The organism is Acinetobacter sp. BEC1-S18-ESBL-01, from assembly GCF_014169935.1.
GTDB lineage: Bacteria > Pseudomonadota > Gammaproteobacteria > Pseudomonadales > Moraxellaceae > Acinetobacter > Acinetobacter pittii.
On record NZ_AP022302.1, the window covers coordinates 3258586 to 3274112 of the forward strand.

The 15527-nt window shown below is 40.2% G+C and carries 18 protein-coding genes; 3 read left to right on the top strand and 15 right to left on the bottom strand.

All coding sequences use genetic code 11. The annotated features are described in order from the left end of the window. Positions 1-8: 8 nt before the first annotated feature. Complete coding sequence (gene pheS / locus H7R46_RS15505; protein WP_005066295.1) at positions 9-989, bottom strand: phenylalanine--tRNA ligase subunit alpha; 981 nt, start codon at positions 987-989, stop codon at positions 9-11. Between the two features lie 158 nt (positions 990-1147). Here pheS and H7R46_RS15510 point away from each other — a divergent pair, with 158 nt between their 5' ends. Further along, positions 1148-2140 carry a hypothetical protein gene (locus H7R46_RS15510; protein ID WP_005066292.1) on the top strand — a complete coding sequence of 331 codons (993 nt, stop codon included), beginning with the start codon at positions 1148-1150 and terminating at the stop codon, positions 2138-2140. 52 nt (positions 2141-2192) lie between these two features. On the opposite strand, the gene rplT is transcribed toward H7R46_RS15510, so the two are convergent. From rplT to H7R46_RS15525, 3 genes are read right to left on the bottom strand one after another with little or no spacing between them, the layout of a single operon-like run. Further along, positions 2193-2552, bottom strand: a complete 360-nt coding sequence (gene rplT / locus H7R46_RS15515; protein ID WP_000124858.1) for a 50S ribosomal protein L20 — start codon at positions 2550-2552, stop codon at positions 2193-2195. Between the two features lie 11 nt (positions 2553-2563). Continuing rightward, complete coding sequence (gene rpmI / locus H7R46_RS15520; protein ID WP_002054552.1) at positions 2564-2758, bottom strand: 50S ribosomal protein L35; 195 nt, start codon at positions 2756-2758, stop codon at positions 2564-2566. Between the two features lie 11 nt (positions 2759-2769). Further along, positions 2770-2958: a hypothetical protein gene (locus H7R46_RS15525; protein WP_005066290.1), complete on the bottom strand. Its 189-nt coding sequence runs from the start codon at positions 2956-2958 to the stop codon at positions 2770-2772. 38 nt (positions 2959-2996) lie between these two features. Between H7R46_RS15525 and nreB the strand changes: the two genes are divergently transcribed. Continuing rightward, positions 2997-4247, top strand: coding sequence for a nickel resistance MFS transporter NreB (nreB, locus tag H7R46_RS15530; RefSeq protein WP_002117292.1), 1251 nt, complete (start codon positions 2997-2999; stop codon positions 4245-4247). 40 nt (positions 4248-4287) lie between these two features. On the opposite strand, the gene H7R46_RS15535 is transcribed toward nreB, so the two are convergent. From H7R46_RS15535 to thrS, 4 genes are all read right to left on the bottom strand, one after another. Next, entirely contained in the window at positions 4288-4716 is a 429-nt protein-coding gene (locus tag H7R46_RS15535; protein ID WP_005066279.1) for a YqaA family protein, read from the bottom strand. Positions 4717-4769: 53 nt separating this feature from the next. After that, entirely contained in the window at positions 4770-5390 is a 621-nt protein-coding gene (locus tag H7R46_RS15540) for a glutathione S-transferase N-terminal domain-containing protein (RefSeq protein ID WP_002117212.1), read from the bottom strand. A 229-nt stretch (positions 5391-5619) separates the two neighbouring features. Beyond that, the gene (infC, locus tag H7R46_RS15545; RefSeq protein WP_075383312.1) at positions 5620-6171 is read right to left on the bottom strand and encodes a translation initiation factor IF-3; all 552 of its coding nucleotides are present in this window, start codon (positions 6169-6171) and stop codon (positions 5620-5622) included. Between the two features lie 5 nt (positions 6172-6176). Then, complete coding sequence (thrS, locus tag H7R46_RS15550; RefSeq protein WP_086260956.1) at positions 6177-8099, bottom strand: threonine--tRNA ligase; 1923 nt, start codon at positions 8097-8099, stop codon at positions 6177-6179. Positions 8100-8492: 393 nt separating this feature from the next. Here thrS and H7R46_RS15555 point away from each other — a divergent pair, with 393 nt between their 5' ends. Further along, a complete protein-coding gene (locus H7R46_RS15555; RefSeq protein WP_005066275.1) occupies positions 8493-10130 on the top strand; it encodes an acyl-CoA synthetase in 1638 nt (545 codons plus the stop codon). Positions 10131-10176: 46 nt separating this feature from the next. On the opposite strand, the gene yjgA is transcribed toward H7R46_RS15555, so the two are convergent. From yjgA to pcnB, 7 genes are read right to left on the bottom strand one after another with little or no spacing between them, the layout of a single operon-like run. Beyond that, positions 10177-10713: a ribosome biogenesis factor YjgA gene (gene yjgA / locus H7R46_RS15560; protein ID WP_002117241.1), complete on the bottom strand. Its 537-nt coding sequence runs from the start codon at positions 10711-10713 to the stop codon at positions 10177-10179. Between the two features lie 2 nt (positions 10714-10715). Next, positions 10716-10985 carry an HPr family phosphocarrier protein gene (locus H7R46_RS15565; protein ID WP_000567533.1) on the bottom strand — a complete coding sequence of 90 codons (270 nt, stop codon included), beginning with the start codon at positions 10983-10985 and terminating at the stop codon, positions 10716-10718. Continuing rightward, positions 10982-11833 carry an RNase adapter RapZ gene (rapZ, locus tag H7R46_RS15570; protein ID WP_005066272.1) on the bottom strand — a complete coding sequence of 284 codons (852 nt, stop codon included), beginning with the start codon at positions 11831-11833 and terminating at the stop codon, positions 10982-10984. The genes H7R46_RS15565 and rapZ overlap by 4 nt, the downstream gene beginning before the upstream one ends. Positions 11834-11856: 23 nt before the next feature. Continuing rightward, positions 11857-12705: a pantoate--beta-alanine ligase gene (panC, locus tag H7R46_RS15575; protein ID WP_002117191.1), complete on the bottom strand. Its 849-nt coding sequence runs from the start codon at positions 12703-12705 to the stop codon at positions 11857-11859. Positions 12706-12708: 3 nt separating this feature from the next. Further along, positions 12709-13518, bottom strand: a complete 810-nt coding sequence (panB, locus tag H7R46_RS15580) for a 3-methyl-2-oxobutanoate hydroxymethyltransferase (protein WP_002117298.1) — start codon at positions 13516-13518, stop codon at positions 12709-12711. Between the two features lie 45 nt (positions 13519-13563). Next, positions 13564-14046, bottom strand: a complete 483-nt coding sequence (gene folK, locus H7R46_RS15585) for a 2-amino-4-hydroxy-6-hydroxymethyldihydropteridine diphosphokinase (RefSeq protein ID WP_002117282.1) — start codon at positions 14044-14046, stop codon at positions 13564-13566. Beyond that, complete coding sequence (gene pcnB / locus H7R46_RS15590) at positions 14043-15506, bottom strand: polynucleotide adenylyltransferase PcnB (protein ID WP_005066269.1); 1464 nt, start codon at positions 15504-15506, stop codon at positions 14043-14045. Before pcnB ends, folK begins: the two co-directional genes overlap by 4 nt. Positions 15507-15527 lie beyond the last annotated feature (21 nt).

Here is a 15527-nt window from a genome sequence, read left to right on the forward strand (position 1 = left end):
AAAAACTGTTAGGCAAATTGGCGTAAGAAACGCACATCATTTTGATAGAACATACGCAAATCATTAATGCCATAACGCAACATTGCAAAACGCTCTACCCCTAAGCCAAAAGCAAAGCCTTTGTATTTATCAGGATCAATACCTGCAGCACGCAATACATTTGGATGTACCATGCCACAGCCTAATACTTCTAACCAACGCCCACGCTCATCCATGATATCTACTTCTGCACTAGGCTCTGTAAATGGGAAATATGAAGGACGGAAACGTACTTTTAAATCTTTCTCAAAAAATTCATTCAGTAGGTTAATCAATAAACCTTTTAATTCAGCAAAGCTGGTGTTCTCAGCAACGTATAAGCCTTCGATCTGATGGAACATTGGCGAATGCGTTTGATCCGAATCACAACGGTAAACACGGCCAGGGCACACGATACGAATTGGCGGCTCACTCGTCTCCATTGTACGAATCTGTACCCCAGAGGTATGCGTACGTAGCAAGTGAGTGGCATCAAAGTAGAAAGTATCGTGCATAGCACGTGCTGGATGGTGACCAGGAATATTTAATGCTTCGAAATTGTGATAGTCATCTTCAACTTCTGGACCGGTTGCAACTGTAAAACCAGCTTTAGTGAAGAACTGACAAATTCGCTCTTGTACTTGAGTAACAGGATGAACTGTACCAATACGTTGACCACGGCCCGGCAGTGTAATATCAATCGTTTCACTTGCTAGCTTTTGCGCAAGTGCTGCCTGTTGTAGTGCCGTTTGACGCTCTGTTAATGCAGTATTAATTGTTTCTCGAACAGCATGAATCGCAGCACCTTGTACTTTACGTTCTTCAGGGTCCATTTTCCCTAATGCTTTCGATTGTTCTGCAAGCTGGCTTTTTTTCCCTGTAAATTGCACACGCACCTGATCAAGTGCAACAAGGTCTTGAGCTGCTGCAATGGCAGCAAGCGCTTCTGTGGTCAGGGCTTCCAGTGACATATTAACTCTCAAAGCAACAAATTTAAAAAATATAATAAAACACTGCATTCTAACAGTTTTTCATCGAATTGATGAAGTTTATCCATCATGAAAAATGTATTAGGCAACAAAAAGATAAAACGTATAAGATAGTAGCATCGTCAATGAGATCAACTATTATGGCGCTTAATCAGATTTGGAAACAACAACTTACGCTTGTGACATATGGTAATGAATACCTCCGTCAGAATTTAAGCTTTAACCAATGGCGACAACATCATATTTTCGACCATCATAGTTTTCAGTTTCGTGACTTAACTTCTCAACATTTGTTGGCCCAACACTTCCAAGTTTGGTTAGAAGCATTAAAAAAACAAGGCACCACAAAGCTCAGCTTACATTTATCAAGCCTTCTCAATGAAGAGCAAAATCCAAATAGCAATGTCGAGCTCTTGCCTTATACTCATTTTATTGTGAGTCATCAGAATGATAAGAAATTTGCTTGGATTTTTGGCCATGAGCTTGCCGAATGGTATAACAATGATAATGAGTTTGAAGCCCCTGCCTCACAAACCTGTGAGCTTCGTTTAGAAACTTTCTGGCGTTTTGAACTCAATGAAAAATTATCAAAAAAAATTGAAGCTGATTTAAAAAATCCGCCATGGCAAGAAATAACTGATTTTATGGATAGTGAATTATTTCGTAGTAAATATGCAGCAGGCTTTGAGGAGCCAGAACTTCAAAATGCTCTTTTTGATGGTACAAATATTAAAAGCTTAGAGCCAAAACTTGCATTAATTCCAGAGAATTATCCCGCAGATTACGCTCATCAACTTTTATCTCGTACACAAGCATTAGCCAATTATTTAGAACAAAAGAAACGCCTTGCAAATGATCCTTTAGGAGAAGAACTAGACCAAGAGCAACTCATTAATTTAAGAAACTTTACACAAAAAACTGATGATTTGTTTGCCAAGCTTATTGTGAAAGTTGCCAACCATTATCAGACAGCTCAGATGGTACCTGTAGTTAAATCATCTCCATTTGAGCAATCAAATGAAAATCCACAGCATCTCAAGTCTCAGCACCATAAAGGCACTGGTTCAGGCGTTATTAAGCTGATTATTCTAACCATTATTATTTGTGCTCTGGCTTATTATTTTGGCCTTTAGATAAATAATAAAAAAGACCGCTAAAAAGCGGTCTTTCTTTGAATCTCTAAGCTTATGCAGCTAATGCGCCTTTAGCTTTTTCAGCTAAAGCAGCAAATGCTACTGCATCATGCATAGCGATGTCAGCTAATACGCGACGGTCGATGATCACTTGAGCTTTTTTCAAGCCATCGATCATACGGCTGTAAGACAAACCGTTTTGACGAGCACCAGCATTGATACGCGCAATCCATAGAGCACGGAATTGACGTTTCTTTTGACGGCGGTCACGGTAAGCGTATTGACCAGCTTTGATTACCGCTTGGAACGCTACGCGGTAAACGCGTGAACGAGCACCGTAGTAACCTTTAGCGCGAGCAAGAATTTTTTTGTGACGACGATGAGCCACTACACCACGTTTTACACGAGCCATTTATAATCTCCTTAGATGTATGGGCACATACGACGAACTGAATTCATGTCAGAAACATGAACCATTACACAGCCGCGTAATTGACGGATACGTTTAGCAGATTTTTTGGTCAAGATGTGGCGCTTGAACGCTTGTTTACGCTTAAAACCGTTTGCAGTCGCTTTGAAGCGTTTAGCTGCACCACGGCGAGTTTTTAACTTAGCCATAGTAACCTCTTTTAGGCACCTGTTCGGCGCGATTGCACCATTGCAAAATCGACCTGCAGGTAAGGAAGCGCGTATTTTATAGCAACCTGAGCAAAATTAAAACTATTAGTTACTGTTTTTATGGTTGCAAAAAAGACTTTTCCAAATTCAACCGTGTCAGCAATATCAATAATAAATAAAGCGCCTGTGCTTTTTTCCATTTATAATACGATCAAATTATCAACATACGATATTCCTAATGCAGAAACATGATGCATTTGCTGCCTTACGCTACAGAGATTTCTCAATTGTTACGATTAATCAATTTTGCTTAACTTTAGCAATTCTGATTCAAGAAATTATTGTTGCTTATTCACTTTATCAAATTACCAAAGACCCTCTGACTCTAGGTTTAATTGGACTCGCAGAAGCCATTCCTTTTATTGCTCTTTCTCTTTGGGGTGGCTATTTTGCAGATAGATTTAATAAACAGATTATTATGAAAATCTGTTTGTTTTTCTCGGTTCCTCTTCCTTTAGTGCTGTGGTCGCTGTTCCATCTGCATGGTTTAGGTCATATCAGCGTAAATTTCCTTTCATGGGGTATTTATGCTGTTATTTTTGGCTTAGGTACTATACGTGGGTTTTATAATCCCTCTGCAACGTCTTTAAAACCATTTTTGATTCCTCGTGAACTGTATGCAAATGGTGCAACATGGACGACAATCGGTTGGCAAAGTGGTGTAATTATCGGGCCAATGCTTGGTGGTTTCATGCTTGCCTATTTAGGCCGAGAAACAAGTCTATTTAGTGTTGCGGTTTTACTTGGTATTTGTTTCATCTTAATTAACCTATTGCATAAGCGTACTTTTCCTAAAATTGAAACTGCTAATGTTTTAGAAAGTTTAGGAGATGGTTTCCGTTTTATCTGGAAAACTAAAATTGTTCTTTGGGCAATTTCTCTTGATTTAGCTTCTGTTTTATTTGGTGGTGTCATCGCATTATTACCAATTTTTGCAGAAGATATCTTAAAAGTCGGTCCAGAAGGACTGGGATATTTGCGTGCGGCGCCATCTATTGGAGCGCTGGTCACTATGATTGCTTTGACTCGCTTTCCACCAACTCAGCATGCATGGCGTAACATGCTACTTGCTGTTGCAGGATTTGGTGTTTTCACGATTCTTTTCGCGTTCTCAAATAACATGTGGTTATCACTATTTGCGTTGGCTATGACGGGCGCTTGTGACAGTATTTCAGTTGTGGTTAGACAAACCATTTTGCAAATTTTTCCGCCAGAAAATATGCGTGGTCGTGTTGCTGCCGTAAATGGCATGTTCGTTTCATCAAGTAATGAGCTTGGTGCATTTGAGTCAGGTTTAGCAGCCAAATATTTAGGAACGATTGCAGCGACTATTTTTGGTGGTTGTATGACACTTGCAGTGGTCACCTTCTGTTGGCTAAAAACCAATGACCTATTTAAAGTCGATATTACAAAAAGCTCAGAAGACTAGTTAAACCATTTTAATAAAAGCATCTTCGGATGCTTTTATTTTAAATAAAACCTGTAATCACCCAATAAATAAAAATATAGCGTCCTGCTTTAGCAATCAAAACTATAATTAAAAAGCGCCAAAAATTTTCTTTAAATAAACCCGCAACTAAAGTAATTGGGTCACCAATCACAGGTGTCCAACTTAGAAGCAGCGAATAAAATCCATACTTATGATAAAAGCTTTGAGCTTGCTCTAAACGCTTTTCAGAAACAGGAAACCACTTTTTGTGTTTAAACTGCTCTATTTTTAAACCAAGCCACCAGTTCACACACGAGCCCAGTACATTTCCGAAAGTGGCGATAGAAATTAGAAGAAAAGCAGAATATTCTTTTTTCAATAATAAGGTGGCGAGTACAGCTTCTGATTGTAACGGTAATAATGTAGCCGCCCCAAACGCGCTCAAAAAAAGTAAAAAGTAACTTAGCATATTAAATTAGACCAAATCACCTTTCACTTTATTCATTACGCTACCAATAAGAGTTAGATGACTTTAATTGATAGTGCTTTTTGTACCGCAGGACGTGCCGTCAAGCGGACAATGTATTCTTGCACATAAGGATAATCCTCTAGCTGAATACCTTGCCATTCATAGCGCAAAATCCAAGGTAAAATCGCCATATCAGCAATCGAATATTCACCCGCAACAAACTTCTGGCCAATGAGCTGCTTATTCAGCACACCATATAAGCGCTTAGTCTCATTTACATAGCGGTCTATAGCATATGGAATTTTTTCTGGTGCAAAGCGGTTAAAATGATGATTCTGCCCAAGCATAGGCCCTAGCCCACCCATTTGCCACATGAGCCATTGTTCAACTTCAACTCGCTCTTGCTCATCAGTTGGATAAAATAATCCAGTTTTCCGACCTAGATATTGCAGGATCGCACCTGATTCAAATATTGAAATTGGCTCACCACGAGGTCCATCTTGGTCAACAATTGCCGGAATTTTATTATTTGGAGAAATTCTCAGAAAGTCTGGTTGAAATTGATCATTTTCTAAAATATTTATTGGGTAAAGAGTGTAGTCCAGTCCCATTTCTTCTAAGGCAATTGTGATTTTATGTCCATTGGGAGTTCCCCAATAATATAGATCAATCATTCTATTTTCCTATTCATCGTTATCATGACTGCGTCTTGCGTTATAGCATGTTTTAAGAGGGACGATGAGATTTCCAACACTAAAAAATACATAAAATTCAAGAATTGAATTTCTTTTAAAAGATATAGCAATTGTCTTAAATAAAACTGAACAGAGAAAATTAAATCATCTTTTTTTATTATGATGAAGATATAAAAAAGCACTGCTTTTGCAGTGCTTTTTTTGAGTATTACTTTTTCTTTTTAGGTCCAAGTAACATACCCATTTGACGGCCTTCCATTTTAGGTGCTTGTTCCACAACCCCAAACTCAGCGACATCCGCTTCAATTTTTTGTAATTGAGCTAAGCCAAGTTGTTGGTGAGCCATTTCACGACCACGGAAACGTAAAGTGATTTTCACTTTGTTTCCTTCTTCAAGGAATTTCAAAATAGCACGAAGCTTAACTTGATAATCACCAACATCAGTTGCAGGGCGCAGTTTGATTTCCTTCACTTGCACTTGATGCTGTTTTTTCTTCGCATCTTTTTGCTTCTGCTTAAGGTCAAACAAGTGCTTGTTGTAATCCATAATTTTACAAACAGGCGGCTCGGCGTTTGCAACGATCTCAACTAGGTCAAGATCTGCCTCTTCAGCAGCGCGCAGTGCTTCATTTAATGAAACAATTCCTTTTTGCTCACCGTCAGCACCAACGAGGCGTACTTCTTTTGCACGAATCTCGTCGTTAATTGCTGGACGGTTGCTTTTTGCACCTTGTTGTTGGTTACGGTCAGGCTGTTTAATCTTTCTTACTCCACAATATACCGGCCACGTTCGGCGACGGCAGACTTCACTAAGTCAATGAATGCATCTACTGACATAGTACCTAAATTTTTTCCTGAGCGGGTACGCACATTCACTGTACCTTCTTCAACTTCTCGATCACCAAGAACTAATAGGTAAGGAATACGCTCTAGAGTACGCTCACGAATCTTAAATCCGATTTTTTCATTTCTCAAGTCAGAAATAGCACGAAGGCCATTTTCTTTGAGTTTTGCTACGACTTTCTCACAAGCTTCAGCTTGAGAGTCGGTAATATTCATGACACATGCTTGTAACGGCGACAACCAAGGTGGCATGAAACCAGCGTAGTGTTCAATTAGTATACCAATAAAACGCTCAAAACTGCCAAGAATTGCACGATGCAACATCACAGGCTGATCACGATCATTGTCTTCAGTCACATAAGATGCATCTAAACGTTCTGGTAAGTTGAAGTCACACTGAATAGTACCACACTGCCATACACGTCCGAGACAGTCTTTCAATGAGAATTCAATTTTCGGACCGTAGAACGCGCCTTCACCAGGTTGTAATTCCCATTCGAGACCCGCTGCATCTAAAGCATCTGCTAAAGATTTTTCAGCCATATCCCAAAGTGCATCATCACCCACACGTTTTTCTGGACGTGTAGAAAGTTTCATTTGCACTTCTTCAAAACCAAAATCTTTATAAACTTCTAAAGTCAGCTTAATAAAGTCTGCAACTTCTTGACCGATCTGTTCTTTAGTACAGAAGATGTGCGCGTCATCTTGTGTAAAACCACGTACACGCATAATGCCGTGTAAAGAACCTGATGGTTCGTTACGATGACAAGAACCAAACTCTGCTAAACGAATCGGTAGATCACGGTAAGACTTCAAACCTTGGTTGAAAACTTGCACGTGACATGGGCAGTTCATTGGCTTAACTGCATAGTTACGATTCTCAGAATGAGTCGTAAACATGTTGTCAGCATAGTTCGCCGCATGTCCTGATTTTTCCCACAATGTAAAGTCTACAATTTGTGGTGTTTTAATCTCAAGGTAACCGTTGTCTTGCTGAACTTTACGCATGTATTGTTCAAGTACTTGGTAAATAGTCCAGCCATTTGGATGCCAGAACACCATACCCGGTGCTTCTTCTTGCATATGGAACAAATCTAAAGCTTTACCAATTTTACGATGGTCACGCTTTTCAGCTTCTTCGATACGTTTGATGTATGCAGCGAGCTGTTTTTTGTCTGCCCAAGCTGTACCATAAATACGTTGAAGCTGTTCGTTCTTCGCATCACCACGCCAGTATGCACCAGAGATTTTAGTGAGCTTGAACGATTTTAAGAATTTGGTATTCGGTACGTGTGGACCACGACACATATCCAAATAATCTTGATGGTAGTACAAGCCCATTTGTGTTTCTTCAGGCATGTCTGCAATCAAGCGTAATTTATATTCTTCGCCACGCGCAGTAAATTCAGCAATAACTTCATCACGTGGTGTCATTTTTTTAACGACATCATAATCTTGATCGATGAGCTTTTTCATGCGCTCTTCGATAGCTGCCATATCATCCAAAGTAAAAGGACGTGGCATCCAGATGTCGTAGTAAAAACCTTCTTCAATGACTGGACCAATCACCATCTTGGCTTCCGGGAAAAGCTGTTTAACAGCATGCCCTACAAGGTGTGCACAAGAGTGGCGAATAATTTCAAGACCTTCCTCATCTTTTGGAGTGATAATTTGTAAGGTCGAATCTTTGGTAATTAAGTCACATGCATCAACTAAGCGATCATTTACACGGCCAGCAACAGTATTTTTTGCTAGACCAGGCCCAATACTTTGGGCAACTTCCATAACAGATACAGCGTGATCAAAACTCTTTTGATCGCCATTTGGCAATGTGATAATTGGCATAAAAAAATCCTTAAGGAGTGATGCCCTATACGAAGGAGCATTTCACCGCGAGATTATGATCGAGGCGAACCTCAAAATATAAAAACGGTGTAAATCAAAGTTAAAAAACCTGAAAGATTTTACACTTGTTCAAGCAATGTGAAAACCTTTGAGTCCATAAAATCATAAATACATTTTGCTTATCGCGTAAACAGCAATAAATGACTTAAAAAATATATTGAGATGATTTTTAAACATGTTTAACACAAGTGGTTTAAGATGAAGAAAATAGCATTTCTGCTCATTTTTTGACTGGAGGGTATCGCTCTTTAAGACTAAAGCATAGATGCTTTGATTAATATTAAATCATATGTTCAAAGAATGAATTAAAAATAGAACACGGAGTTGTTTCACATGGTTAGTGCTTATGATGAGTTACCACGCACACCCGCAAACTTTGTTGCGTTATCACCTCTACGCTACCTAGAGCGTGCGGCTTATATTTACCCAGATCAAGCTTCGATTATTCATGGTAAGCGCCAAATTTCATGGAAAGAAACTTATCAACGCTGCTGTCAATTTGCATCTCAGCTCAAGCAACTGGGAATTGAGAAAAATGATACGGTATCAGTCTTATTGCCAAATATTCCAGCCATGATTGAAGCACATTTTGCAGTTCCTATGGCGGGTGCGGTACTTAATACCCTCAATACACGTTTAGATGCAAAAACAATCGCTTTCATGTTGGAACATGCTGAAAGTAAAGTGCTGTTGGTTGATCCTGAATTTGTGAATTTGGCAAGAGAAGCCCTCTCACTTATTCCGAATCAGCACATTGTTGTGATTGATGTAGCTGATACGGAATACGAAGGTGAAAATCAGTTTTTGGGTTCCTTTGAATATGAAGAATGGATCGCTCAAGGCGACATTAACTTCTCTTGGCATTTACCAGAAGATGAATGGGATGCGATTAGCTTAAATTACACATCTGGAACTACAGGTAATCCTAAAGGTGTGGTCTATCATCATCGCGGGGCTTATCTTAATGCTGCAAGCAATATCTTGGCTTGTGGAATGAAACCGCGTGCTGTGTATTTATGGACACTCCCCCTCTTTCATTGTAATGGCTGGTGTTTTGCATGGAGCATAGCAGCAAGTGGTGGAACCAATATCTGTTTACGCAAAGTCGATCCCGAATTAGTCATGCAATTGATTGCAGCCCATAAAGTTGATTATTTCTGTGGTGCGCCTATTGTTCTTTCAATGATTCTTAACTTACCTAAAGAAAAACAAACCAGCTTTGCTCACCATGTTGAAGTCATGGTTGCTGGGGCAGCTCCCCCTGTTGCCATTATTGAAGGGATGCGAAACATGGGGATTAACGTAAACCATGTATATGGCTTAACAGAAACTTATGGGCCTTCTGCCCTATGTGCTTCGCAATCTGGATGGAATGAACTATCAATTGCTGAACAAGCCCAACTTCATTCCCGTCAAGGCGTACCCTACCCGTTACAAGACAGTATGCGTGTGTTAGACCCCGAGACTATGGAACCTGTGCCTAATGATGGTCAAACCATGGGAGAAATCATGTTCCGTGGCAATATTGTCATGAAAGGCTATTTAAAGAACCCTAAAGCAACTCAAGAAGCCTTTACTGGCGGATGGTTTCACACGGGCGACCTAGCCGTTTGCCACCCAGATGGTTATGCAAAAATTACTGATCGTTCGAAGGACATCATTATTTCAGGTGGAGAAAACATTTCATCTTTAGAGGTAGAAGATGTTTTGTATAAACACCCTGCTGTATTAACCGCTGCTGTAGTCGCTAAACCCGATGCACGTTGGCAAGAAGTACCATGCGCGTTTATTGAATTAAAGATGGGTGCTACAGCAACACCTGAAGAAATTATTGCACACTGCCAAAAAGAATTAGCGCGCTTTAAAGTGCCTAAAGATGTGGTTATTACAGAAATTCCGAAAACATCGACAGGTAAATTACAGAAATTTATCTTGCGTGAATGGGCAAGAGAACGGGCTGAAAATGTATAAATAAAAAAAGCGACGCCTTGAGCGTCGCTTTTTTATGGAAAAGCATTTAGCCTTGATCAGACAATAAAGCAATTTGCTGTACATAGTTTACAAATTTACCTTTTGACGCCTCAAGCTCTGCCTCACTCACTTGTTGACTCTTATCACGGTTGATTCTCAACACATGCTGACGCAAGGTGTGCCGTTCCGAAGCATTATAAATTTTACTAAATTCATTAATTGCAGGGTCACCTTGTTCGATCATACGATCAACCCAACGCATCAATTGAGCCTGTTTTTTTGCGCCTTGCTGCGGAGTTAAATAAGACAAAATAACGGTCTCATCTTCATTACGCAATAATTTACCAATACGTTGAAACTGACGACGACGAGCTTCAAAAGAACTAATGTTCTGTACTTCCATTAACGCATCAATTAAACGTTCATCAACTGGGAGTTTTTGAATCTGTTTAACAGAAAGTTGTGCTAATTGCTCACCTAAAGCAGCCATACGTTGAACTGCTTTTTTCTGCTCTGTCTTACTTGCACGTCCTTCTAAAGAGCCAAAATCTTCTTCAGTATAACGTTGGGGACGACGTGCCACGATTAATCTGCCTCATAAAATTTTGCGGCGAATAACGCCTGTACTTCATTTAATGCCTGCTCTTCGTCGGTACCATCAATGACCAATCGCAAAGTGGTCCCTTTACCTGCACCTAACATCAGCAAAGACATAATATTTTTTGCATCTACTAAATGATCGCCTTTTCCAATTTGGATTGACGAACGAAATTTTGTAGTGACCTCTATCAGTTTTCCTGATGCACGAGCATGTAAACCGAGTTTATTAATTACATCAACAGTTGTGTCTATCATGACCAGTGCTTCATTTCTCTGTGTAAGACCTGAACAGACCATTCTGCCTCAAGTGCTTGTTTTAGTCTATCTACGATATAAACGGAACGATGTTGACCACCCGTACAACCAATAGAAATCGTCATATAGTGACGATGTCCTTCAGCAAATGCTGGAAGCCATTTTTTTAAGAAGTGAAGGATATCATCAAACATTTCGTTTGCTTGCGGACTTGCTTCTAAAAATTGTCTTACTGGCTCATCCAAACCAGAAAAACGTCTCAATTCTAAATCCCAATGCGGATTTGGTAAATGCCGTACATCAAAAACATAATCAGCATCTAAAGGAATGCCATGTTTATATCCAAATGACTGCAATATCACGATAAGCTTATCCGACTGCCCCAATTTAGACAGTAAAATATGCTTTAAATCATGAACACTTTTATCCGTTGTATCAATATGAACCGTAGCACGGAACTGAATTGGGAGCAGCAATTGCTTTTCTTCATGAATACATTGCAACAGACTTTTAAAACGATTGGCCAATGGATGCGGACGACGTGATGCACTAAAACGTGCGATCAAATCCTGATCTTGCGTAGTCAGATAAATCACATCAACTGTGCCATGTTTTTGTAGTTGCTCAAAAACATGATCGAACTCTTGCATATCTGCACGAGTGCTTCGAACATCCACACCTAATGCCAACTGCTCTAGATTATTTTCATGATCTAGCTTTGCCACAATTTCGGGCAGCAATGCCAAAGGCAAATTATCAATACAGTAATAGCCCAAATCTTCTAACACTTGGAGAGCCGAAGATTTTCCTGAACCAGACTGTCCTGTCACGATAAGTATACGCTTCATGGCATGGCTGTCCTTTGATCTGTTTATTGGGGTGTAAAGGCAACTTCTAAATTATCAATCAAACGAGTTGCACCCAATTTTGCCGCGATGAATAACACAATATCACGATCAAACTGAGTAGCAGGTAACAGATTTGACTGACGAGCTTCGACATAATCCACAACAAACCCATTATCTGTCAACTGAGTTTTGATATCTTCTAAAACTTGTTGTAGATCTTTGCCTTGATGTAACTGCTGCTCAGCTTGCTTTAAACTTTGATAAATAACCGGAGCGACCTGACGTTGCTCTGGACTTAAATAACCATTTCTTGAACTAAGAGCTAAGCCATCTGCTGCACGAACAATTGGCACACCAATTACTTCTAGCGGGATATTTAAATCTTGTACAAACTGGCGAATCACTGCTAACTGTTGGTAATCTTTTTGACCAAAGAAAGCATAGTTAGGTTGCACAATATTAAAGAGTTTGGTGACCACCAAAGCTACGCCATCAAAATGCCCAGGACGTGAACTACCACATAAAGCATCAGTAATTTGGCTAACACTTATATTGGTTAAACGTGGCTGAGTACCGTACATTTGCTCGACTGATGGTGCAAAAATAATGTCACAACCAACATCGGCTAATAGACGACTATCTTGTTCTAAAGTACGAGGATAGTTGTCAAAATCTTCACCCGGTCCAAATTGAGTTGGATTTACGAAGATACTAACAACCACAACATCACATAACTTTTTCGCTTCACGAACAAGTGTGAGATGTCCTTCATGTAGATTTCCCATTGTTGGGACAAAACCAATAATTTTACGCGCAGCTCTAGCAGGATTTAAAGAAGCTGCAAGACCTTGTATGGTGGTTTCTGTTTTCATGAATTACAGCTCAACGTGGAAAGTATGTTCTTTGGCTGGAAATGACTGGTCCTGCACAGCAGCATGAAAAGCTTTAAAAGCATCTAGGATTGCTGTTTCACCAGATTGTTCTTTCATAAAGTTACGGACAAAACGCGCAACTCGACCAAAAGTTAAACCCAACATGTCCTGTACCACAAGTACCTGACCATCAGTCGCATTACCCGCACCAATACCAATCACAGGTGTATTTGGAAATAGTTCGGCAATTTCCTGTCCTAACTGAGCAGGAACACATTCAAGCAATAGAACTGCCGCACCCGCTTCAACCACTGCCGTACAGTCAGCAATAAGTTGATCAGCTGCTTCACGTGTTTTAGCTTGTAATTTGTAACCACCAAATACGTGTACAGATTGAGGAGTTAAACCTAAATGTACACATACAGGTACACCATTACGTGTTAACACTTGTACAGTTTCACTTAGCCAAGCGCCGCCTTCGATTTTGATCATCTGAGCACCAGCTTGCATAACTGTTCTTGCATTTTGCAAAGCATCATTTAAGGTGGCATAACTCATAAATGGTAAGTCAGTCATAATCAAAGCATGCTGGTTACCGCGACGCACCGCCGCCGTATGATAAGCCATGTCCTCAACAGTTACAGGTAAAGTTGAGTCACGACCTTGAATTGCCATTCCAAGAGAATCACCAATTAAGATTGTATCAATTTCAGCAAGTTCCATTGCTTTTGCCATACTCGCATCGTAACAAGTTAGACAAGAGAACTTACGTCCTTCGGCTTTAAATTTTCTTAAGTCACTTAGACTAATCATGATGGTATCCTCTACAGGAGTTTGCAGAACGTAATAAGTCAGGTTTTAAGCCCAAGACTCATCAGCAAGTACAGTCAGCGTGGGCTGCTGTATGAGTTCTAAATTTTTAAGTGGCTGATCATTAATATGTAAATCAGCGTCTAAATCTAATAAAGGAATTACAACGAAATCTCGCTCTAGAATTCCAATGTGTGGCACAGTTAAGCGCTCATTTTGAATTTTTTCATCACCATATATAAGCAAATCCAGATCTAAGGTACGCTCTCCCCAACGACGAACGCGTACACGACCAGCTTCTTGCTCAAATCGTTGTAACTGGTCTAACAAATCTAAAGGCATGAGATCTGTATTTAGCTCTGCAACTGCATTTAAATAATTTGGTTGATCTTGAGGCCCCATAGGTGGACTTTGATAAAGTTTAGAAACTTTCACTCCACCTAAAGTTTTAAGCTTAGCAATGGCTTCAGATAAGATTTGGCGCGAATCACCCAAATTACTTCCTAAACCAATATAGGTCTTCGTTGTCATTGCGTTGGCCCAAAAATAACTTGGCTTAAATCGCGTTGTACTCGCTTACGCTTCAAAATCGGATGGTCGCTCATCACCCCAGCTTCTGAAGCAGAGGCTTTTTCAACGAAACGACCCATCGATTGTTCTTGTCGAGCACGTTCTTTTTTCCCACGACGGCTGCGTGGTTCAGGAATATCAACCAAAGGTTCGATTTCCGTCTCAACTTTATTGTTTTCAACAGGTTCAGCAACGGCTTTACGACGGTTTCTAGCTTTCTGACGATTGTACTGGCTAATTGCAGCTTCTTTTTCGTCATTCGACATTTCTTGGTAGGCTTCCCACCAGCTTCCCATTCCTTGTGTTGTGTCATCACCTGACTTTTCACGAAGTAACAAGAAGTCAAAACCAGCACGGAAACGCGCATGTCCAGCCAATGCTTCAATTTGCTGTGGTTTCGGATTAAGCAAACGGGTCTGCATTTCCCAAACTTCACGAATAAAAGTTTCTGCAAAACGAGGAATCACAGTGCGTGTTGCCTGACGTTTTAAGACATCTAAACCAGCTTGTGCACGCGCTTCAGCTGGTACCACACCTTTAGATAAATAAAATTCACAACGCTCTAAAAATGGTTGCCACAATAAGACTGCATAGAAAAATGCAGGGTTGATTGTTTTACCCACTTGAATACGCTGATCTGTATTCTTTGCTGCCCTTAGAATAAATGGAGTGAGGTTAGGCTGAATATCGGCAAAGAGTTGTTTCCAAACACCAAACTCAATCAACATTGGCAAAACACGCGCCAAATGTCCCATTGTAAAGAGCTTCTGAGATTCATCATATAAACGATGTGGAGAGACGTCACGCAATAGTTGCGTCATCTCTGCATCAAATATATTGAGAATATCTGAGTCAATTTTGAAATTTAACTTGGCTGCAAAACGTAGAGTTCGCAGCATACGCACTGGGTCTTCTTCGAAGCGCTGTGCAGGATCGCCCAATAAACGTAGAGTTTTATTTTTTACATCATCAATTGCTTTGCAGAAATCAAGCACAATACTCTTACGCGGTTGGTAATATAGCGTATTGATTGAAAAGTCACGGCGAGCAAAGTCTTGTTCGATGGTTCCCCAGTTATTGTCACGTAAAATCATGCCTGAAGCACTGGTGACTGCTTTTTTTGGAGGAGCACGGAAAGTTGCAACTTCAATAAGCTCACGCCCTGAATAGACATGTGCTAATTCAAATCGACGGCCAATGATTCGACAACGTCGACCAAAAACTTCTTTAATCTGGGAAGGTGTTGCATTAGTGACTGCATCGAAATCTTTAGGATTAAGCCCTAGCATTAAATCACGGACACCACCCCCAACAATATAAGCTTCATAGCCAGCTTTAGTCAGGCTATCGATCACATCTAAAATCGAAGAAGGAAGTTGGGCTGTGGACAAACCACATTTTGACGCTCGCAAGGTTTGCAAAAGACGCTGTCTCCTACGTCA